The following is a 19702-nucleotide window of genomic DNA, read 5'->3' as shown; positions in this document are numbered from 1 at the left end:
AGCTGTTTTAACAAGTCGCGATAAAAATTTAACTACAGTAACCTTGTCGAATGCTGCCCATTAATTCTGAGCTGTGGGAGATGGCAGAAAACTTTCCTAGCGAGCGCTCTAAGCGAGCTAAATTCTTTTCCTGCCACTTTCCCGCCGCACGGAGGCGGCAGCGATCAAGGTCAATCAACCAAGGTGCGCCACTGGGGTCGATCAAAATATTGCGGGCGTTCAGGTCAACATGATCAAGCCCCGCTTGATGAAAGCGGTAAATCATAGCACCTACACGCTTTAACAACGCTTCATCCGCCAGATCGTCGGCGAGTAGCTCAGCGAATGCTTTGGCACCAGCAATGCGCACGGTAATCAACGCGGCTTCATACGTAAGCCCATAGCGAGTAACACAGCTTGCTACGGGGCGAGGTACCGGCAGCCCTTGCTCAAAAAGCGTGGCGGTTAAGCGCAGTTCACGAAATGCCCGGGTGCGCTCAGCGCCAGTCCATAGGTAGCGTTTCTCACTGAGTTTGGCCGCCATGCCCCCCCGGCAATAGGGCCTTAATACCCACTGCTCGGTCGGCGTTGCCTGTAAAAACAGACTGCTGCCCCGGCCTGGTGCTTCGCCCACAATTAATCCGCGCTCACGCCAGTAATCGCGCGTGAATAAGTCTGGATCAATTTGGTGTGTTCCCGGCCCGTCACATAAACTGTCTACATCATGTAAAATCAGCCAATTTCTCTGCCGGAGTGCCGCTAAGCGCATGAAGCCCTCTCTGCCTGTTCAGCCTAACCACATTGCCATTTTGCGCCTCTCCGCCCTAGGAGATGTGTGCAATCTCGTGCCCACGGTGCGGGCGTTGCAGCGCCAGTGGCCCGATGCGCGCATTACCTGGATTATCGGTAAGGGGGAGCACAGTCTACTGGCGGGGCTTTCCGGGGTCGAGTTCGTTGTTTACGACAAGTCGACAGGTATTGCCGGAATGCGCGCGTTATGGCGGCAGCTTGCCGATACGCGCTTCGATGTGTTGCTACATATGCAGCAGGCCATTCGGGCCAGCGTGCTGTCGCTTGGGCTGAAGGCCGACGTACGCGTGGGCTATGACAAGGCGCGTGCCAAAGATGCTCAGCACTGGTTTACCCAGCATCAGCTTGCGCCGCACCCCAATGCCCATGTGTTGGAGTCCTTTATGGACTTCGCCCGGGTGCTCGGGGTAGAGGATGACCGCTTAGCGTGGGATTTACCTGTGCCCGATACGGCACGTAATGAGGCTCAGGTGATCAGCGGTGAGACCCCTTACCTCGTCATTAACCCGTGTAGCAACGTTCGCCTGCGTAATTTTCGCAACTGGTCGGTAGAGGGCTACGCGAGCGTGATTGAACACGCTTGGGTGCAGCACGGTCTTAAAAGCGTATTGACCGGTGGCGGCAGTGCTCTGGAGCGTGAAATAGGCGAGCAAATTGAAGCACTCTGTCAGCCAGCCAGTGTCATTAACGCCATCGGCGGCACCTCATTGAAAGGGGTTTTAGCGCTGATCGATCAAGCCCAAGCGGTGATAGCGCCGGATACCGGCCCTATCCATATGGCCAATGCCATGGGAACGCCGGCATTGGGTCTTTATGCATCGACCAATCCCCAGCGTGCCGCACCCTATCTGTGGCGCGATTTTGCTGTCAACGCATACCCTGACGCGGTACGTACTTATCTGCATAAGTCGGTAGACGAGGTGAGCTGGGGCCAGCGGGTGCGTCACCCAAGCGCCATGATGCTGATTAAAGCAGACGACGTTATCGCTAAACTGGATACATTGCTGGCGCATACCGCTTTGACTGCCAGCGCAGGGAGCTCCGATGAAGATTGATTTAACCGCGTTAGAACATGCCCGTGTACTGGTGGTCGGCGATGTCATGCTTGACCGCTATTGGCATGGAGGTACCTCGCGGATTTCCCCCGAAGCGCCTGTGCCAGTAGTTCGGGTAGAAGATGTTGAAGACCGTCCAGGCGGAGCGGCTAATGTGGCGCTGAACATTACCTCCCTGGGCGGCCACGCGGTGCTGGCGGGTGTGATCGGAGACGATGACAACGCGCAGATTCTACAAGCCAGTTTGACTGCCTCTGGTGTGAGTACTTACTTTCAGCGCAGTGCTGAGATACCCACGATTACCAAGCTGCGTGTGATGAGTCGTAACCAGCAGTTGCTGCGCCTGGATTTCGAGCAGCGCTTGGACAGTGTCGATACCAATGTGCTGGTGACTCAGGTAGAAAAGGCGCTCCCCGACTGCGACGTAGTGATCCTTTCCGACTACGGCAAAGGCACGCTGAACCAAGTAGAGAACCTGATAGCCAACGCAAGAGCTCAGGGCAAGCGCGTGCTAATCGATCCGAAAGGGCAGGATTTCAGCAAATACCGTGGGGCAAGTTTAATCACTCCCAATTTGACCGAATTTGAAGCCGTGGTTGGTCATTGTGCGACCGATGCTGAGTTATCCCGCCGGGGTGAAGCGCTACGTGCTGAGTTGGAGCTGGAAGCGTTGCTGATTACTCGCAGCGAAAAGGGCATGACGCTGATTCGTGAAGGGCATGCGCCGCTACACCTACCTACTCGCGCTCAGGAAGTTTTTGATGTAACAGGGGCAGGCGATACCGTTATTGGCTTAATGGGGCTAGCGCTAGCGGCAGGCCACGCCTTTCCCGAAGCAATGATGCTGGCTAATTTGGGGGCAGGGCTGGTAGTGGCCAAACCGGGCACGGCCACGCTCTCTATCGCCGAGCTCTACACTGCCTTACACGGCGATAAGCTGGCCGAGTTTGGGGTGATTGAACCGAATGTATTGATCGAGGCGGTGCGTGCTGCCCAGCTACGCGGTGAGCGGGTGGTCATGACCAACGGCTGCTTTGATATTTTGCATGCGGGCCACGTCGCCTACCTGGAGCAGGCTAAACGTCTGGGTGACCGTTTAATCGTCGCGGTTAACGACGACGCCTCTATTGGTCGCCTGAAAGGGCCCAAACGTCCGATTAATCCGCTTAACCGGCGGATGCAGGTGTTGGCGGGGTTAGGGGCTGTCGATTGGGTTGTGCCGTTCAGTGACGACACCCCTCAGGCGCTGATCGAAGCGGTGCTACCCGATATCTTGGTCAAAGGTGGCGATTATCGTCCAGAAGATATCGCCGGGGGCGCGGCCGTTATCGCTAATGGTGGTGAGGTTAAAGTACTGGGCTTTGAAGATGGCGTTTCGACCTCGGCGATGATTAGTTCGATTCTAGATCGTGAACGCTAAGAAACCTCTGATGTCTTCACCTGCCTGGCCTCGGCTTGCCTACTCAGCGGCACTGTATGCGCTCTCACCGCTGATTGGCTGGCGCATATGGCGTGAGCAAGTACCCACTTACTCACGCCTTCAGCGGCTGGGTTTACGCCTCGAACCGCTGCCTTCCGCGCCACGTATTTGGCTGCACTGTGCCTCGGTGGGAGAAGTACGCGCCGCTCGACCGTTGATTGAGGGGCTACTAGCGCGTTATTCAACGCATAGCCTGCTGCTCACTACCATGACTGCGACAGGTGCTCAGCAGTCTCAAGCGCTTATTAGCGAGCAAACCCCAAGCGATCAAGCAAGGCTTACCCATCGCTTCCTACCGTTGGATTTTCCCGGTGCTGCCAGACGCTTTGTACGCAGCGTTCAGCCCGAACTTGCGATCCTGTTTGAAACCGAGCTGTGGCCCAACCTGATCCACGCCTGTCGCCAGCAGGGTGTGCCGGTGGCAGTGGTGAATGGTCGCCTATCGCCCCGCGCCTTTAAGCGCTACCAACGCCTGCGCCCGCTAATGGCCAGCACGCTCGCCAATATTAGCTGGCTAGCCGCAAAATCACCGGCAGATGCCGAACGCTTTAATGCCCTTGGCTGCGGCACGGATATTACACGCATCGTTGGTTCGCTGAAATTTGAAATAGCTTGCCAAGATAAGGTGTCTGAAGAGAGTGAGCGCTTACTTCAAGAATGGGAAGGGCGTCCGGTTTGGGTAGCGGGCTCCACCCGAGACGGCGAAGAAGCACTTGTGCTTCAAGCCCATCGTCAGCTACTTAGGCGCTATCCGAACGCGTTGCTGGTGCTGGTGCCTCGTCACCCCCAGCGCTTTGATGAGGTGGCTAAACTTTGCCAAACAGAAAGCTGGACACTAAGCCGCCGCAGCCTACAGCAGCCTGCCACAAAGCAAACTCAGGTTTACCTGGGGGATACGCTCGGTGAACTGGCCGTTCTTTATGCAGCAGGTCGTGTGGCCTTTGTGGGGGGCAGCCTAGTGCCGTTGGGCGGGCACAATGTGCTTGAACCAGCGGCGCTCGGTAGGCCGGTGCTTAGCGGTTCTTCAATTGAGAACTTCGCCGATGTCGCTGAACCGCTTCAAGCGGCAGGTGCGCTAACGCTGGTCGATAGCTCGGATGCCCTGGCAGATGCCTTGGCGGACTACTTTGCTAACCCTGAGCGCGCCCAACAGGCTGGGCGCGCTGGCCGCGCGGTGATTGAGACGCAAAAAGGCGCACTTGATCGCACCCTGACAGGATTGGCGTCGTTACTGTCTCGTTAGCCATTGCCTGTATCGAAGAATCTTTATTTAAGCGCTATGCGCTCCACACCATCTTCTTTGCCCAGCAGCAGAACATCGGCGCCGCGGGCGGCAAACAAGCCATTGGTCACCACACCGACGATAGCGTTGATACGCGCCTCCATGGCTACCGGGTCTTCGATCATAAATTCAAAGCAGTCGATGATTTGGTTGCCATTGTCGGTGACTACCCCCTGGCGATAACCCGGCTCGGCACCAAGCGCTACCAGCTCGCGGGCGACATAGGAGCGAGCCATGGGGATGACTTCTACCGGTAGCGGAAAATGACCTAGCTGAGGCACGTACTTTGAACCGTCGGCAATGCAGATAAAGCGTTCGGCACAGGCAGCCACGATTTTCTCGCGGGTAAGCGCAGCACCGCCGCCTTTAATCATATGTAAGTTAGCATTTACTTCGTCTGCACCGTCGATGTAAAAAGGAACTGTGCCAACGCTATTGAGCTCAAAAACTTCAATGCCCAGTTTCTCAAGGCGCTCGGCACTTGCCTTAGAGCTCGCCACCGCGCCTTTAAAATGATGGCGCAGGGGCCCCAGGCGATCAATAAACAGGTTAGCCGTGGAGCCGGTGCCAATGCCTAAGATGGTATCCTTTTCCAACTGAGATTTAATTTCTGCAATGGCGGCGTCCGCCACGGCGGCCTTTAATTCATCCTGGTTCATAGCTTGGTTCATAAATAGCCTTGTGAGTCAGAGGAGAGTTAGAGAAAAGAGGTAGTGGCGTTAGTATAACGGCCTAAACGTTGCCTGCCGATGGAAACGCGGCTAGACGCCGCTATACGTAATCTGCTACCAATAAAAGCTTTGTCCGTTCACGTTCTTCCCTTGGGATACCCGCATGCTCGAAGCAACCGTCAAAAAGATCCTCCAAGCCCGCGTTTATGAAGCCGCTTGTGAGACCCCGATTTCCCCTGCACCCTTTTTGTCGCGTCGTTTCAACAACCAGATTTTGATTAAGCGCGAAGATCTACAGCCGGTGTTTTCGTTCAAAATCCGTGGCGCTTATAACAAAATGGCGCAGCTCACCCAGGATCAAAAAGATAAAGGCGTGATTGCAGCTTCCGCCGGTAACCATGCTCAAGGGCTGGCCATGGCCGCGAAGCTGATGGGTGTCAAAGCCGTCATTGTGATGCCGCGTATTACCCCCGATATCAAAGTGCAGGCGGTGCGCGCCCGGGGCGCCAAGGTCATCCTCAAAGGGGATGCCTTCGCTGCTGCAGCCGAGCATGCTCAAGAGCTGATCAAAGAGCACGGTTACACCTATATTCCGCCGTTTGACGATATTGATGTGGTGGCCGGTCAAGGCACCATCGGCGTGGAAATTCTGCGCCAACACGCTGGGCGCTTAGACGCCATCTTCGTGCCGGTTGGCGGCGGTGGTTTGATCGCCGGTGTCGCGGCCTATGTGAAGTACCTCCGCCCGGATATCAAAGTAATCGGTGTCGAAGCCGAAGACAGCGCCTGCCTCAAAGCCGCCTTAGAGGCGGGTGAGCGTGTGGTGCTCGAGCAAGTGGGTGTATTTGCCGAAGGCGTCGCGGTGGCACAAATTGGCGAGGTGCCGTTTTCGTTGATCAAAGATCTGATTGACGGCGTTATCACCGTCAATACCGATGAAATGTGTGCAGCGGTGAAAGATATTTTTGAAGATACCCGTGCCGTGGCGGAAACCTCTGGCGCGCTCTCGCTGGCAGGGCTAAAAAAATACGTGCAGCAGACCGGTGCCGAAGGCGAGACGCTGCTGTGCATTAACTCAGGCGCCAATACCAATTTTGATCGCCTACAGCACATTGCCGAGCGCACGGAACTAGGCGAGCAGCGTGAAGCGATCCTGGCGGTGACCATTGCCGAGAAACCCGGTAGCTTTAAGAAGTTTTGCCGCACGCTAGGCAAGCGTATGGTGACCGAGTTTAGCTATCGCTACGCTGACAGCAGTGAAGCGCATATCTATGTAGGCGTGCAGGTTAAGCCCGGCGGTGAAGATCGACAGGCAGTGATCGACAAGCTGCGTGAGAGTGGCTATCAAGTAGAAGACTTGACTGACAATGAGCTGGCGAAACTGCATATTCGTCACCTAAGTGGTGGCCGCCCCAGCGAACGTTTCGAAGAAGAGGTATACCGTTTTGAGTTCCCCGAGCGCCCCGGTGCGCTGATGAACTTTTTGACGCAGTTGCCACACGACTGGAACATCTCGCTATTTCATTATCGCAACCATGGCGCTGCCTACGGCCGAGTGTTGGTGGGAATGCAAGTCCCAAACGGTGACCGTACTCATGTGGCAGAGTACTTAGATGCCATCGGCTACCGTTACTGGCGTGAAAGCGATAATCCGGCCTACCGATTATTTATGGCTTAGCGCTGCCCTGCGGTAAGCATAAGACGTGCGTAAATAGTTGTGTGTAAGTGGTTGCTTACCTTTAACGTCAGAGCTGCTAGTAACATAACGTAACTTAATCCTCAGAAATGAGGCTAAAAAAGGTCGCTAAACTAGTTGTCAACGATGGCCTAATAGCCCTATAGTCGTGAACGAAATTAAGCAAATCTGCCACCCTTTTGAAACCGTAAAGTGTGGTGGATTTAGCACATTCGGCAACGGTAAAGGTGTTGGAGAAGCGGCATGCGGCGGAAGAAGCCTGATATGGTAATGGCGTTGATGGTGGTATTTGCATTAGGAGTGCTGGCTACCGGCTATGCGCAGGCGTTGTCGGGAAGCTAATTCCCCGCAAGGTGACAGATAGCAGATGAGAGGGGCTGATCCTTTATGGGGTCAGCCCTTTTTTATGGCCAGTTTTTAAGGACAGCGATTGCCGGCGAACGTAGCCTTGGTCACTGACCACCACCTGTAAAGGCACATCCCATGGCTCCACAGGCAGAGAAGCCACCTGTTGGCAGGCATGGGCGACGCCAATCAAAGTAGGCGATGGGCCGGGGCGGTGCATGAACGCTAAGCTGCGGTCGTAAAATCCACCCCCCATGCCCATGCGGTTTGCATTAGCATCAAATCCGACTAGCGGCACAATCAGCGTATCTAGCGCCCAAGTGGGCAGCCGATTACGCCGCTGGGCACTGAATCTCACGTCAGGCTCCCAAATACCAAAACGGTTTTTTATCATTGGGGTGTCAGGACGGTAGGCAACAAACCACAGGCGGTTAGCGCTAAACGGACGTAAAACCGGGAGATAAATATTGACGTTACGCTGACGTAGCCAGGGAATAAGCGGGGTAGGATCGATTTCGCCGTTGACAGGCAGATAAAGACTTAAGCGCCGTGCGCGGCGTATTTCAGGCAGGGTTTTCAATCGTTGGCACAAGCGCTGTGCCGCAAGGCGTTGCTCATGCTCAGAAAGGGCTCGGCGTTGGTGACGTAAAGAGCGGCGGAGCGCGCGCTTATCGTCGTCCAGATAGAGGCTTTCCATGCAGATATTCTTTTATCCTCTATATTTTCGCATAGCCTAGACTTTGGGTGTTCTCCAGAGTGCCGCTGTCATTCTGGCCCTGAACCTACTGGTTCAGGTGGGTGGCCGCAGCCAGACCGTCAGGCTTTCCGACGCACGGACATGCACACGGGCCTGGCTAGCATTTGGCCCCCTGGGTATTACGCATAGGCTCGAGGGACTATAACGACTGGCGTACACCCCAGAGAACCCCGCCATCCTAACAGAGCGACGGCTAATGCCAAAGGTCTGGGTTAAACGTTCGCCGAGTCTTTAGATCGTTGACAGCGCTTTCAGGTAAAGCCTAAGACTGGCGCGTTTTGGATAATGCCCGCTCAAGGCGCTCATTTAAACGGTTCAGGCTCTCTTCACCGGCACGGTGCTCATCCATGGCTTCAAGAAGTTCGTGGGTGATATTGAGGGCCGCCATGATCGCCACACGCTCACTCCCCAGCACGCTGCTTTGGGCATTGATACCCTGCATGGCGCGGTCTAAGTAGCGCGCGGCGCGATCAAGTTTGGCTTCTTCGCCCGTGTCGCAGGCAATGATATAGCCGCGCCCTAATAGGGTTATTTCTTTGGTTGGCCGCTTGGCGTTGCTCATCAAAGACTCCAGCACGGGCCAGCAAGGGGCCCAATGCGTTAACATCACAGCATAGGAAGATAGGTGTCACTCACTATAAGAGAGGCACTTGTGCGCGGTCAACGCGCGGGCGAGTGCATCTCGTACCATTGCCGCCACCCTATCCCCCACACGCCCAATAAATACGAGGTTATTAAATACTATGTCATTGATTGATGAGCGTCAGGACTTCTCCGATGTCGCAGATGTCTTTCTTCTCCATGGCAGCATGCAGTCGCCGGCGTTTTTGGATGGCCGCTTATGTGCGCTGCTGGCGTTACGCGATGTGAATGCAGAGGCTTGGTTGGACGAAGTCTGCCAGAGCCTTGGTGTTGAGCAGCCCCGCGATCAGGCAAGTGCCGAGCGGCTATTAGGCTGGCGGCGGCAAACCGTAGAGGCGCTTAGCGCCAGCGACCTGGACTATACCCCACTGCTACCCGACGAGCTGTTCTCCCTGGGCGAGCAGGCGCAGGGTCTTAAAGAGTGGACGCTGGGCTTTATTGAGGTGGTCGATGAAGTGGCCGACAACGAGCTGCGCGAGCGTTGGTCTCAGGCGCTCCGTGAGGCGATTGATGACTTGCAGGCGCTGGGTCGGATAGATACCGATATCGACGACAGCCCCGAAAACGAAAACGATCTGTTTGCGCTTACCGAGCATGCCCGCATGGCCGCTATGCTGCTGTATACCGAGCAGCACCCCGGTATGCCGCAAGTCGAGCAAACTGACGCACCCGTTCACTAATCCCGTTGCCTAGATAGGAGCCGCTATGCTGTCCGACCCTGTGTTGCCTACGTTGTTACCTCGCCCCCCTGCGATCAGTATGGGCGAGTACCGCCACCGCCGTGACGCCTTAATGGCCCAGCTGCCGGATAACGCAGCGGTGGTGCTCCCCGGTGCCGGACTGATGACCCGTTCACGGGATAGTGAATTTGCCTTCCGTCAGAACAGCGATTTTTACTACCTGACGGGCATACACGAACCAGATGCACTGCTGTTGCTGCTACCAGGACGCGCTGAAGGTGAAAGCGTGGTGTTCTGTCAGGATCGCGACCCCACCATGGAAGCCTGGACAGGGCGCCGTTTGGGTGCCGAAGGCGTGGTCGCTGATTACGGCATCGATCAGGCGTTTGAAAACGCAGTACGTGATGAGCGGCTACCTGAACTGTTGGCAGGTCGTGAGCTACTTTATCTGCCGCTAGACAATGCTGAAGCTGTCAGCATGGCTGAAGATGCTTTACATGAAGCCCTGGTCGGGCTTAGACGCGGTCGGCCACCGCTAAAAGGTTGGCTGGATATCAACCCGTTGGTTCACGCCATGCGGCTAATCAAAAGCGATGCTGAAATTGCCCTGCTCAGACATGCGGCGCTGATATCTGCCCATGCTCACCGGCGCGCCATGCAGGTGGCGCGCCCAGGGCTGAGCGAATTTCAGCTCCAGGCCGAGTTAGAGCATGAGTTTGTCTGGCATGGGGCCAGTGGCCCTGCCTACAGTACGATTGTAGGTAGCGGTGCCAACGCCTGCGTACTGCACTATATTGAAAACAGCGCACCGCTGTGTGAAGACGGCTTGGTGCTTATCGATGCGGGGGCCGAGTTTGAGTTATATGCTGGTGATATCACCCGCACATTCCCGGTCTCCGGGCGGTTTAATGATGCCCAGCGGGCGCTCTACCAGGTCGTACTCGATGCCCAGCAGCGCGCTGTGAGTGCGGTTCAGCCGGGGGCCACCCTTGCTGATATACACCAGGGCGTGGTGCATGACCTAACTGCTGGGCTGATTGAGCTTGGTCTGCTGGAAGGTGATGTACAGGCGCGTATCGATGACGAGAGTTATCGACGCTTTTACCTGCACTCAACGTCACACTGGTTGGGGCTGGACGTACACGATGTCGGTACCTACCGGCTGAATGAGCAAACACCTCGGCCACTGGTCGCAGGCATGGTGCTCACCGTGGAGCCTGGCCTGTATATCCCTAGCGATGACGATATTCCTGACGCCTACCAGGGTATTGGTATTCGTATTGAAGACAATGTGGTCGTCACTAACGAAGGTCATGAAGTGCTGACCGCAGACGTGCCTAAACAGGTCGACGAAATTGAGGTATTGATGGCTAAAAAGTAACCAGCTCTCAATGTCTTCAGTGGCCTTTATGTAAATTACGTTACGAAATTATTATTACCTCTTTATGAAGTGGCGTCGTGGCCGGGAGAAGCCAATGCAGCAGTCTAATCAGGCGGTTAAGGGAATGCCGACGCATGACATTGTAATTGTGGGCGGGGGGCTGGTAGGCGCCAGCTTAGGCTGCGCCCTGGCGCCGCTGATTGAGCGCTATGGCTGGCGCGTGGCGATCATTGAGTCGGCTCCGATGGCTGTTCAGCCACAGGAAACGACTTGGCAGCCCAGTTTTGATGCCCGGGCCAGTGCGATTGCAGAAGGTTCAGCCCAACGCTTCCAGCAGCTGGGTGTGTGGGAAGCGATGCGGAGTGAGGCCACGCCTATCAAACGCATTCACATCAGTGAGCGCGGCCGCTTAGGAGCGACACGGCTGAGTGCTGACGAGCTGGGTGTCGCCGCGCTGGGGCATGTCATCCCCAATGCGTGGATGGGACGTGTGCTGCACCAACGGCTTGCCCAACTACCGCTGGAGTGGCACTGCCCGGCGAAGGTTGAGCAACTTACTCCCGTGGCTAATGGGCATGATCTGCAGCTCTCAGACGGTAGCCAGTTGACGGCAGGACTAACGGTATTGGCAGATGGGGGACGCTCTGGTCTTAAAGAGCAGTTAGGCATTGGCAGCCGCCATGAGTCTTACCAACAGACGGCGCTGATCGCCCACGTGGGGGTAAGCCAGCCCCACATGGGCGTCGCTTATGAGCGCTTTACCTCCCAAGGACCAATGGCGCTGTTGCCGCTCCCCGGCCAGGCCATGGAGTTGATCTGGACGCACCCCACTGGCAGTGAAACAGCGCGTATGGCGCTTCCCGAGCGTGAATTTCTGTTGCAACTTCAACGTGCCTTTGGTGATCGAGTGGGTCGCTTTACCCAGGTAGGCACCCGACACGCCTATCTGCTTTCACTGGTCACCGCTGAAGAACCGGTGCGTCCAGGGCTGGCGGTATTGGGTAACGCTGCTCATGCCTTGCACCCGGTCGCGGGGCAGGGGTTCAACTTAGCCCTGCGTGGGGTAATGGATCTTGTCGAGGCCCTGGAGCAGGGTGAGCAGGCCAAGCGGCCGTTGGGCGATATGAGTACGCTGCAAGCCTTTGAAAAGCAGCGCTCCCGAGACCGCGCCAATGTGATTCGCTTTAGCGACGGGCTGGTGCGGCTGTTCGGGCTCTCCTTCCCGCTGCTGCCCCATGCTCGGGCCGCGGGGTTAATAGGTTTGAATCTGGTTGGGCCCTTGCGGCGAGGGCTGGCTCGCCGCGCCATGGGCTTAGAACGTTAAGCTTATACATCCTAGCCCACGAACAAGGGAACGCTATGCATACGGACTCATCTATTGCGAAGCCGTCGGTGGAAAGCTTTGAAGCGATTATTGTTGGCGGTGGTATGGTCGGTACCGCGCTCTGCGCGCTGTTAGCCCAGGCAGGCATGCAGGTAGCGCTTGTTGAGGCAAAGCCCGCGCCGTTAAGCCTTGAAGATGCTACTAGCGTGCTGCCAGCCCCGCGGGTTAGCGCGTTAACGCCGGTCTCTCAGCGTTTGCTAACCCATTTGGGCGCTTGGCCTGCGATGCAGAAAACCCGAGTGACTCCTTACCAAGGCATGCAGGTATGGGATGCCGAAGGCAGTGGTGAAATTGCCTTTTCTGCCGACGAGGCGGGTGTCGCGGTGCTGGGCCATATCGTTGAGAACGCGGTCACGCTGGCCGCGCTCAATAGCCAGGTCGTTGACCATCCCAATGTCACCCCATTTTTTGGCGCTCGCCTACAGGCGCTGCAGCGCCCAAGCTCATATCCTTCAAAGCAAGCCTCAAGTGGCGACTGGCTGATACTTGACGATGGGCGACAGCTACATGCGCCGTTAATCATCGCCGCAGATGGTGCCCACTCGGTGCTACGCGAAATGGCCGGTATTGAGGTGGCCAGTGACGATATGCAGCAGGAGGCTGTGGTAACCACCGTTAAGTGCGCCAAGCCCCATGGTGGGGCGGCTCGGCAAGCGTTTATTGATGGTCGCCCACTGGCGTTTCTGCCGTTAACCGTGGAAGGGGATGACCATTACTGCTCAATTGTATGGTCGACTACGCCGGAGCACGCCGCTGAACTGAGTGAACTGCCCCGCGAAGCGCTTGGGGAGGCACTGGGGAGAGCATTTGGTCATCGCCTAGGTGAGGTAACGGTCTGCGATAAGGCCCACCGTTTTCCGTTAGTGCAGCGCCATGCCCGTCACTATGTGCAACCGCATTTCGCATTGGTGGGGGACGCTGCCCACAGCATTCATCCGCTGGCGGGCCAGGGCGTCAATTTAGGCCTTATGGATGCGGCGGTCTTGGCAGAAGAGGTGGTGTATGCCTGGCAGCGCGGTGCGCCCTGGGGAGAGTTAAGCACCTTGAAGCGCTATGAACGCCGGCGGCGCTTTGATAACAGCGCCATGCTGGGGCTGATGAAGGGGTTTAAAGTACTGTTCGGCAGCCACGACCCGGCGTTGACGCTGGCGCGTAACCTGGGAATGAGTGGCATGAACCAGTTGGTGCCGCTAAAACGGGTATTGATGCGGCAGGCGACCGGGGAGCGCGGCCGCCTGCCGCTTAGCTGTCGTTAAATCAGGTTGCCGTCAACGCCGTTGACGGTCGACTACGTTGAGTGCTTTAAGCAGATTAAGCGCCTCGCTGAGTTGGTAATCATTGAGTAGTCGCTCGGCCATCTCCTGGCGATCCCGTGGCGCCTGCTGAGCGCTTAGGTGGCCCTCGAGGTCGGCTTCACGAATCTCCCGGCGGCTCTCGGCGACTTCCAAGCGACCACGCACAACGTCTACATCGGGCTCAATGCCTTGGGCCTGAATGGAGCGACCGTTGGGAGTGTAGTAGAGCGCCGTGGTAAGTTTGAGTCCTTCGCCATTACCGAGTGGCATAATCTGCTGCACTGAACCTTTACCAAAACTATCGGTGCCCATAATCACACCACGCCGCTGATCCTGCAGCGCCCCGGCGACGATTTCCGCCGCTGACGCACTGCCACCATTGATCAACACGACCAGCGGCACATCGGCAGCGGGCGTGGTGGGTGAGGCAGAGAACGACATTTCGGTATCTGAGAGGCGCCCCTCGGTATACACGATCAGGCCCTCATCCAGGAACAGGTCGGCAATGCCGACGGCGGCCTGTAGCACCCCACCGGGGTTATTACGTAAATCGAGTATCAACCCTTCTAAAGGCTGTTCGCGAGCCATAAGCTCAAGCGCATCGCGCGCCTGTTCCGGTGTGCGCGCCTGAAACTGACTAACGCGCAGGTAGCCATAACCGGGCTCGAGCAGCTCATGTTTAACGCTTTCGCTGCGAATAACCTCGCGGGTCAGAATAAATTCCCGCGGCGAATCTTCGCCTGAACGCAGCACGCTAATGCGTAGATCGGTGCCCGGCTCACCGCGCATCAGGGTGACGGCCTCTTGCAGCGACATGCTGTCGGTGGGGGTGCCATCAATGGCGACGATAATATCGCGAGAAAGTAGCCCCGCGCGGGAAGCGGGGGTGTCGTCGATAGGCGTAATCACCATGAGCTGACCATTCTCGGTGCCCACTTCGATACCGATGCCGCCAAATTCGCCCTGAGTCGACTCGCGCAGGCTCTGATACTCCTCCTCATCCAAGTAGGCGGAGTGGGGGTCTAGCTCGCTCAGCATGCCACGCATAGCGTTGCGCAGCAGCGTACTGTCATCGACCTCCTCAACGTAGGCACGCTTAATGCGTTCAAACACCTCGGCGAAGGTCTGAATATCTTCCAGGGGTAGTTGGTCGTAGGATGGCTCATCCACCGCACCACTACCGGCTGGCTGGGCGAGCAACGGTAGCGGGGCCGCCAGTAAAGCAATCGGGAGCAGGGTAGCCAAGAAGCGCTTGGCGGGGGCTGATACCCCGGTAACTGATAGCGTCATGCAGACTCCGCAGGGCGATAGGTGGCGCCATAGCGCGCACCCTGTCGTGGAAAGTGTTTAGTTGAAAATGAACATTGAGACATCAATAGTCATGCAGCTTATCCCGTCAGCGACGCGCAATCCAACGCTGTGGATTAATTGGTTCACCCCCGCGGCGAACTTCGAAGTAGAGTGCCGCGCGGGTTTGACCACCGCTATCACCTACGCGACCAATTTCATCACCGCGACTGACCTGCTGACCAGGCCTGACGCTAAACTGTTGCAGGTGAGCATGCAGCGTCATGATCTGGTCACCGTGGTCGATAATCAACAAGTTACCAAACCCCCGCATCCAGTCAGCGAATACCACCCGGCCAGTGTGTACGGCAGTGACCGGGGTGCCCGCGCTGGCCTGAATCACAATACCGTTATAGTGCACGCCGTCGCGATGGTGAAAACTGCTGCTGATTGAACCCTGTACCGGCCAAGGCAAATCACCTTGGGTGCTTACAATATGCGTAGTAGGCGTGGGTTCAGCAAGTTTTGCCATCTCCGCCTGGATATTACGCAGTACCCTTTCGGCCTCTTCGCGGCTCTGATTGAGGTCGGCTAGCCGCTCCTCTTCGCTTCCGTAGCGGTCATCCAGATTGGAAACAACGCCTCGCCGTTCGGTGGTGCGTTGGGCTAACAGCGCGCTTTGCTCTTCTAACTCGTCGGCCAGCGTATCGAGGCGGGCCTGCCGCTCGCTTAGTTCCTCCTGAGTATCGGCGAGCGCCGTATCGAGGCGGGCGATAGCATTTAAGCGGCGATTGCGTGCTTCGGTCAGCCGATTCATATACGCCTGCATACGATCAAGCTCGGACGGGTCGCCCTGGTTAAGCAGCAGTTTGAGCTGCGGCGTTGGGCCAAGGCGGTAAAGTGCTGAGAGCTGCTGGCCCAAGGCTGCATATTGGTCGGCACGCTCGCTCTCCAGTCGGTCACGATGTTGACGGAGCTGGGTCGTTTCATCATTCAACTGGCGGCGCTCAGCTTGTAGCGTGTCTAAGCGCTGATGAGTCTCGGCAAGCTTGGTTTCGACTTCCTTGAGCTCACGTTCGGCGCTATCGCGAGCCTCGCCAGTGGCGCTGAGGCGTTGGGCAACGGACTCGATCTCTTGGCCAATTGCATCCAACTGCCGACGCGCAGCACTTTCATCCTGCTGGGCGAAGCCTGCTGGCGCATAACTTAGCGCCAGCAGGAGGGTCATTGCCAAATAGCGCCAAATAGACATTACTTGAAATGAATCAGTGCTTTACCCGTCATCGCCTCGGGCTGTTTCTGATCCATCATGGTCAACAGCGTGGGGGCTAGGTCGCATAGCTTGCCCTCCTCAAGCGAGGCTGGGCGCTTGCCAACGTAAATAAGCGGTACCACAAAGGTGGTGTGGGCGGTTTGTGGTGCACCCGTTTCAGGATGAACCATCTGTTCGGCATTACCGTGGTCGGCGGTAATTAAGCAGGCGCCGCCTGCACGCTCGATGGCTTCAACGACACGACCCACGCAGGTATCGACGGTCTCAATGGCTTTTACCGCCGCATTGAAGTCGCCGGTGTGGCCGACCATATCGCCGTTGGCGTAGTTACAAACGATCAGGTCGAAGCTGCCGCCGTCAATGGCATCGACAAGCTTATCGGTAATCTCAAAGGCGCTCATTTCAGGTTTTTCGTCGTAGGTGCGCACATCACGGGGAGAGGGCACCAGGATGCGCTCTTCGCCTTCGTACTCGGCTTCGTTACCGCCTGAAAAGAAGAACGTCACGTGGGGATACTTTTCGGTTTCGGCAATACGCAGCTGCTTCAAGCCACGCTTGGCGACGACCTCCCCCAGAGTGTCATTAAGATCAGATGGCGGGAAGGCGGATGGCGCAGGAATGTCAGCGGCGTACTGGGTCATCATTACCAGCCCTTTACCGGCAAGCTTAGGGCATGCCCGCCGCTCGAAACCGTTGAAATCCGGCTCGGCAAAGGCACGAGTTAACTCACGGGCGCGGTCGGAGCGGAAGTTAAGGAAAATTGCTGCATCGCCATCCTGCAAAGTAATTGCATTTTCTTTGGAACCATCTTTGAGCGGTATGCTGCTAGCCGATACGAATTCGTCGGTTTCACCGCGCTGATAGGCGTCACGCAGTGCGGTTTCAGCGCTGGTGGCGTAGTACTCTGCTTGGCCATCGGTAAGCAGACGGTAGGCCTGCTCGACGCGCTCCCAGCGGTTGTCGCGATCCATGGCGTAGAAACGGCCAATAATCGAGGCGACAAAGCCATTGTCAGCGCCCACCAGCTCGGCCAGGCGAGCATTGGCGCGCTCTATTGAGGCCAACGCACTTTGCGGTGGCATGTCACGACCATCGAGAAAGGCATGAATAAAAATACGCTGCGCCCCACGGCGTGCCGCAAGTTCGGCCATGGCAATGAAGTGGCCTTCATGGCTGTGGACACCACCGGGGGAGAGCAGGCCAATCAAGTGTACCGGCCGGCCATTGGCGACAGCTTCGTCAATCGGCTGGGTGAGGTTGTCATTAACATCCAGGTCACCGTCTTCAATCGCCTTGCTGATACGGGTAAAGTCCTGATAAACGATACGTCCGGCACCAATATTCATATGGCCAACTTCAGAGTTGCCCATCTGACCTTCGGGGAGCCCCACGTTAAGGCCATCGGTGTGAACGAAGGCGTGAGGGCGGCTTTCCCACAGTTTATCCATTGTCGGCGTATGGGCAGCGGCCACCGCATTATGGTCGCTCTCGGGGTTGTGGCCGTAGCCGTCGAGAATAATCAGCGCCACGGGGCGCGGGGTGCGAGAAGTATCCATAAAAAAACCTCGTTAAGATTGGCAAGCCGAACGACTCGAAAATTCGGGGTCGCGACAGGCGCACGCTTGGGGCATCATAACGCAGGCAACTGCCAGGCGTCATGATTTAGGAGCCTGTCCGGCTTAACACTGATCTACTGCGAATCCCGGTATTTTGGCCAACTTTAGTCGATCGATTTCGTTAAATAGCGCGCTATTCGCCTCAATCGATCGATAAATTTGGATCAGAATCCGTGCTTCTCGCGACGATCGGCCAAGCCGTACAACCTCCTGGCCTGCGCGGGAAGCTATCTGACGTGTATACTTGTCGCGTTTTGGCAGCGGTTAGGCCGCTTTTTTCTGCATAGACCAAGAGATTGTGTTCGCGATGATCGATCAGGTGTTCGAATTCGTACAGAACCACCCCCTGCTAGTTGGGGCATTTTTGCTGGTGCTGATAGCGTGGATTATTTATGAAACGCGCAGCGCCGCCACGAATGCACTGACTGCCTCGCAGGCCACTCAGCTTATCAACCGCGAAGACGCGGTGGTGCTGGATATCCGTGAAAACAAAGACTTCAAAGCCGGGCATATCGCGGGGGCGCGCAACATTCCGCAGAGCAACCTCGATAGCCGCATGAGCGAACTGGATAAAGTAAAAGCCCAGCCGGTCATCGTGGTTTGCAAGCACGGTCAGAGTTCTGGCGCCGCACAGGCCAAGCTCACCAAAGCAGGCTTTGAGCGTGCTTACAAGTTGAGAGGCGGTATGGCGCAGTGGCAAGGCGACGGCCTTCCGGTGGTTAAAAAGTAAGCAACGCTACCTTTATTTAATGAACAATCAGGAGTTTTCTCATGGCGGAAGATAACAACACCCCGCAGGCTGGTGCCGCGGCGGACGAAAAACCGCAGCTCAAATTCTCGCTGCAGCGTATTTATGTAAAAGATATTTCGTTTGAAGCGCCCAATTCGCCCTCGGTGTTTAAGCAGGCGTTCAAACCTAAGGTGAACCTGGATCTTAATACTACCAGCACTAAAATTGCTGATGACCAGTATGAAGTGGTGGTCAAAGTCACTGCCCAGGTGAACGACAACGAAACCGGTACCACCTCTTTCCTGGCGGAAGTAGAACAGGCGGGCCTTTTCCGTATTGCCGGTATTGAAGGTGCGCAGTTGGATCAGACCTTAGGTGCCTTCTGCCCTAACCTGCTGTTCCCCTACGCCCGCGAGTGCGTGGATAACCTGGTCAACCGTGGTGGTTTCCCGCCACTGATGCTGGCACCGGTTAACTTCGAAGCGATGTACGCTCAGCGTAAGCAGCGCGAAGCTAAGCAAGCCGCCGAAAACACTCACTAAGCGATGCCAAAAGCCATGTCAGAAACGCACGCCGCTGATTGGTACGCCCTGCATGGCAAAATGCCACGTCTCTATGTGCCTGCTGCTTTCGTAGCAGGCAGAGAACTTGCATTGCCTGATGGCCCGGCGCGCCACATCACCCGCGTGTTGCGCATGGGCGAAGGTGCACCGTTGGTGCTATTTGACGGCCAAGGTCTTGAGGCGGGGGTGCGCTTGGCGGACGTTAGCCGCAAGCAGGCGCTCGTGCGGGTCGAAGCGGTATGGTCGGGCAGTGGTGAATCGCCGCTGTCTGTCCATTTAGGCCAGGCCATCTCTAAAGGCGACCGAATGGATTATGCCATCCAGAAGGCCGTCGAGTTGGGCGTTGCGGCGATTACTCCGCTGTATACCGAGCGCGGTGATGTGCGCTTAAAGGGCGACCGTGAAGATAAAAAGCTAGCCCACTGGCAGGCAGTGGCTGCCAGCGCCTGCGAGCAGAGTGGCCGTGCGGTGGTGCCCCAAGTGAATTCACCGATGCCGTTATCAGCATGGCTTGAAGAGCGCCAAGAGCCGCTGCGCTTGATGCTGCATCTAGCGACCGGCAATGCGTTTGATCGCCAAGACCGACCGGCTTCGGTAGCGCTGCTTATCGGCCCTGAAGGCGGTTTAAGCGAGAGTGATATCGCCGCTGCCCAAACCGCTGACTTTACGCCGCTGACTCTCGGCCCACGGGTTTTGCGTACGGAGACGGCACCGGTGGTGGCGCTTTCGTTGCTGCAGCACTACTTTGGCGATTTGTAAGTACTTACTACCTGCCA

The 19702-nt window shown here is 56.6% G+C and carries 18 protein-coding genes and 1 other RNA gene; 11 read left to right on the top strand and 8 right to left on the bottom strand.

Annotation, left to right across the window (positions count from 1 at the left end; translation table 11 throughout):
- Positions 1-28 precede the first annotated feature (28 nt).
- Positions 29-748, bottom strand: a complete 720-nt coding sequence (locus AC4EYZ_RS11575; RefSeq protein WP_414120794.1) for a 3-deoxy-D-manno-octulosonic acid kinase — start codon at positions 746-748, stop codon at positions 29-31.
- Between AC4EYZ_RS11575 and AC4EYZ_RS11570 the strand changes: the two genes are divergently transcribed.
- Genes AC4EYZ_RS11570 through waaA form a run of 3 tightly spaced genes read left to right on the top strand, consistent with a single transcriptional unit; the run spans position 747 to position 4567 of the window.
- Complete coding sequence (locus tag AC4EYZ_RS11570) at positions 747-1844, top strand: glycosyltransferase family 9 protein (protein ID WP_474191767.1); 1098 nt, start codon at positions 747-749, stop codon at positions 1842-1844. The two genes, AC4EYZ_RS11575 and AC4EYZ_RS11570, sit on opposite strands and share 2 nt — an antisense overlap.
- A complete protein-coding gene (gene hldE / locus AC4EYZ_RS11565; protein ID WP_490204268.1) occupies positions 1834-3264 on the top strand; it encodes a bifunctional D-glycero-beta-D-manno-heptose-7-phosphate kinase/D-glycero-beta-D-manno-heptose 1-phosphate adenylyltransferase HldE in 1431 nt (476 codons plus the stop codon). The genes AC4EYZ_RS11570 and hldE overlap by 11 nt, the downstream gene beginning before the upstream one ends.
- A 10-nt stretch (positions 3265-3274) precedes the next feature.
- Positions 3275-4567, top strand: a complete 1293-nt coding sequence (gene waaA, locus AC4EYZ_RS11560) for a lipid IV(A) 3-deoxy-D-manno-octulosonic acid transferase (RefSeq protein WP_022521012.1) — start codon at positions 3275-3277, stop codon at positions 4565-4567.
- A 23-nt stretch (positions 4568-4590) separates the two neighbouring features.
- On the opposite strand, the gene rpiA is transcribed toward waaA, so the two are convergent.
- Complete coding sequence (gene rpiA, locus AC4EYZ_RS11555; protein WP_474191770.1) at positions 4591-5265, bottom strand: ribose-5-phosphate isomerase RpiA; 675 nt, start codon at positions 5263-5265, stop codon at positions 4591-4593.
- 175 nt (positions 5266-5440) lie between these two features.
- On the opposite strand from rpiA, the gene ilvA reads away from it, so the two are divergent.
- Positions 5441-6955 (top strand): threonine ammonia-lyase, biosynthetic, encoded by a 1515-nt coding sequence (ilvA, locus tag AC4EYZ_RS11550; RefSeq protein WP_009286372.1) that lies wholly within the window; start codon positions 5441-5443, stop codon positions 6953-6955.
- Between the two features lie 403 nt (positions 6956-7358).
- Here ilvA and AC4EYZ_RS11545 read toward each other — a convergent pair whose 3' ends face one another.
- The 3 genes from AC4EYZ_RS11545 to AC4EYZ_RS11535 all read right to left on the bottom strand — a co-directional run bounded on the left by AC4EYZ_RS11545 (position 7359) and on the right by AC4EYZ_RS11535 (position 8637).
- A complete protein-coding gene (locus tag AC4EYZ_RS11545; protein WP_009286373.1) occupies positions 7359-8015 on the bottom strand; it encodes a 5-formyltetrahydrofolate cyclo-ligase in 657 nt (218 codons plus the stop codon).
- Between the two features lie 47 nt (positions 8016-8062).
- Positions 8063-8245: non-coding RNA, 6S RNA (ssrS, locus tag AC4EYZ_RS11540), on the bottom strand.
- Positions 8246-8337: 92 nt separating this feature from the next.
- Positions 8338-8637 (bottom strand): cell division protein ZapA, encoded by a 300-nt coding sequence (locus AC4EYZ_RS11535; RefSeq protein WP_022521011.1) that lies wholly within the window; start codon positions 8635-8637, stop codon positions 8338-8340.
- 181 nt (positions 8638-8818) lie between these two features.
- Here AC4EYZ_RS11535 and AC4EYZ_RS11530 point away from each other — a divergent pair, with 181 nt between their 5' ends.
- From AC4EYZ_RS11530 to AC4EYZ_RS11515, 4 genes are all read left to right on the top strand, one after another.
- Positions 8819-9397, top strand: coding sequence for a UPF0149 family protein (locus AC4EYZ_RS11530; protein WP_022521010.1), 579 nt, complete (start codon positions 8819-8821; stop codon positions 9395-9397).
- 40 nt (positions 9398-9437) lie between these two features.
- Entirely contained in the window at positions 9438-10778 is a 1341-nt protein-coding gene (gene pepP, locus AC4EYZ_RS11525; protein ID WP_053857153.1) for a Xaa-Pro aminopeptidase, read from the top strand.
- Positions 10779-10872: 94 nt separating this feature from the next.
- A complete protein-coding gene (gene ubiH / locus AC4EYZ_RS11520) occupies positions 10873-12102 on the top strand; it encodes a 2-octaprenyl-6-methoxyphenyl hydroxylase (RefSeq protein WP_474192326.1) in 1230 nt (409 codons plus the stop codon).
- 35 nt (positions 12103-12137) lie between these two features.
- Positions 12138-13418, top strand: a complete 1281-nt coding sequence (locus AC4EYZ_RS11515; protein WP_190374192.1) for a UbiH/UbiF/VisC/COQ6 family ubiquinone biosynthesis hydroxylase — start codon at positions 12138-12140, stop codon at positions 13416-13418.
- Positions 13419-13430: 12 nt separating this feature from the next.
- Here AC4EYZ_RS11515 and AC4EYZ_RS11510 read toward each other — a convergent pair whose 3' ends face one another.
- The 3 genes from AC4EYZ_RS11510 to gpmI form a co-directional block, all read right to left on the bottom strand.
- Positions 13431-14747 carry a S41 family peptidase gene (locus AC4EYZ_RS11510; RefSeq protein WP_159177867.1) on the bottom strand — a complete coding sequence of 439 codons (1317 nt, stop codon included), beginning with the start codon at positions 14745-14747 and terminating at the stop codon, positions 13431-13433.
- 106 nt (positions 14748-14853) lie between these two features.
- Positions 14854-15996 (bottom strand): murein hydrolase activator EnvC family protein, encoded by a 1143-nt coding sequence (locus tag AC4EYZ_RS11505; RefSeq protein ID WP_159177868.1) that lies wholly within the window; start codon positions 15994-15996, stop codon positions 14854-14856.
- Positions 15996-17573, bottom strand: coding sequence for a 2,3-bisphosphoglycerate-independent phosphoglycerate mutase (gpmI, locus tag AC4EYZ_RS11500; RefSeq protein ID WP_490204267.1), 1578 nt, complete (start codon positions 17571-17573; stop codon positions 15996-15998). Before gpmI ends, AC4EYZ_RS11505 begins: the two co-directional genes overlap by 1 nt.
- A gap of 367 nt (positions 17574-17940) precedes the next feature.
- Here gpmI and AC4EYZ_RS11495 point away from each other — a divergent pair, with 367 nt between their 5' ends.
- From AC4EYZ_RS11495 to AC4EYZ_RS11485, 3 genes are read left to right on the top strand one after another with little or no spacing between them, the layout of a single operon-like run.
- On the top strand, positions 17941-18363 hold the full coding sequence (locus AC4EYZ_RS11495; RefSeq protein WP_027958472.1) for a rhodanese-like domain-containing protein: 423 nt from the start codon (positions 17941-17943) through the stop codon (positions 18361-18363).
- Between the two features lie 41 nt (positions 18364-18404).
- The gene (gene secB / locus AC4EYZ_RS11490; protein ID WP_027958471.1) at positions 18405-18905 is read left to right on the top strand and encodes a protein-export chaperone SecB; all 501 of its coding nucleotides are present in this window, start codon (positions 18405-18407) and stop codon (positions 18903-18905) included.
- A gap of 15 nt (positions 18906-18920) precedes the next feature.
- On the top strand, positions 18921-19685 hold the full coding sequence (locus tag AC4EYZ_RS11485; protein ID WP_414120777.1) for a 16S rRNA (uracil(1498)-N(3))-methyltransferase: 765 nt from the start codon (positions 18921-18923) through the stop codon (positions 19683-19685).
- Positions 19686-19702: the final 17 nt, after the last annotated feature.

It is taken from the genome of Vreelandella sp. 162(4c), assembly GCF_058152265.1.
This window is presented reverse-complemented; position numbering and strand designations above follow the sequence as displayed.

What these genes read in the sequence shown, in the direction of transcription:
- waaA (WP_022521012.1), top strand. Translation starts at nt 3,275, where the DNA reads ATGTCTTCACCTGCCTGGCCTCGGCTTGCCTACTCAGCGGCACTGTAT.
- AC4EYZ_RS11530 (WP_022521010.1), top strand. Translation starts at nt 8,819, where the DNA reads ATGTCATTGATTGATGAGCGTCAGGACTTCTCCGATGTCGCAGATGTC.
- AC4EYZ_RS11575 (WP_414120794.1), bottom strand. Translation starts at nt 748, where the DNA reads ATGCGCTTAGCGGCACTCCGGCAGAGAAATTGGCTGATTTTACATGAT.
- AC4EYZ_RS11505 (WP_159177868.1), bottom strand. Translation starts at nt 15,996, where the DNA reads ATGTCTATTTGGCGCTATTTGGCAATGACCCTCCTGCTGGCGCTAAGT.
- AC4EYZ_RS11545 (WP_009286373.1), bottom strand. Translation starts at nt 8,015, where the DNA reads ATGGAAAGCCTCTATCTGGACGACGATAAGCGCGCGCTCCGCCGCTCT.
- AC4EYZ_RS11485 (WP_414120777.1), top strand. Translation starts at nt 18,921, where the DNA reads ATGTCAGAAACGCACGCCGCTGATTGGTACGCCCTGCATGGCAAAATG.
- ilvA (WP_009286372.1), top strand. Translation starts at nt 5,441, where the DNA reads ATGCTCGAAGCAACCGTCAAAAAGATCCTCCAAGCCCGCGTTTATGAA.
- secB (WP_027958471.1), top strand. Translation starts at nt 18,405, where the DNA reads ATGGCGGAAGATAACAACACCCCGCAGGCTGGTGCCGCGGCGGACGAA.
- AC4EYZ_RS11515 (WP_190374192.1), top strand. Translation starts at nt 12,138, where the DNA reads ATGCATACGGACTCATCTATTGCGAAGCCGTCGGTGGAAAGCTTTGAA.
- AC4EYZ_RS11495 (WP_027958472.1), top strand. Translation starts at nt 17,941, where the DNA reads ATGATCGATCAGGTGTTCGAATTCGTACAGAACCACCCCCTGCTAGTT.
- gpmI (WP_490204267.1), bottom strand. Translation starts at nt 17,573, where the DNA reads ATGGATACTTCTCGCACCCCGCGCCCCGTGGCGCTGATTATTCTCGAC.
- rpiA (WP_474191770.1), bottom strand. Translation starts at nt 5,265, where the DNA reads ATGAACCAGGATGAATTAAAGGCCGCCGTGGCGGACGCCGCCATTGCA.
- AC4EYZ_RS11510 (WP_159177867.1), bottom strand. Translation starts at nt 14,747, where the DNA reads ATGACGCTATCAGTTACCGGGGTATCAGCCCCCGCCAAGCGCTTCTTG.
- ubiH (WP_474192326.1), top strand. Translation starts at nt 10,873, where the DNA reads ATGCAGCAGTCTAATCAGGCGGTTAAGGGAATGCCGACGCATGACATT.
- AC4EYZ_RS11535 (WP_022521011.1), bottom strand. Translation starts at nt 8,637, where the DNA reads ATGAGCAACGCCAAGCGGCCAACCAAAGAAATAACCCTATTAGGGCGC.
- hldE (WP_490204268.1), top strand. Translation starts at nt 1,834, where the DNA reads ATGAAGATTGATTTAACCGCGTTAGAACATGCCCGTGTACTGGTGGTC.
- AC4EYZ_RS11570 (WP_474191767.1), top strand. Translation starts at nt 747, where the DNA reads ATGAAGCCCTCTCTGCCTGTTCAGCCTAACCACATTGCCATTTTGCGC.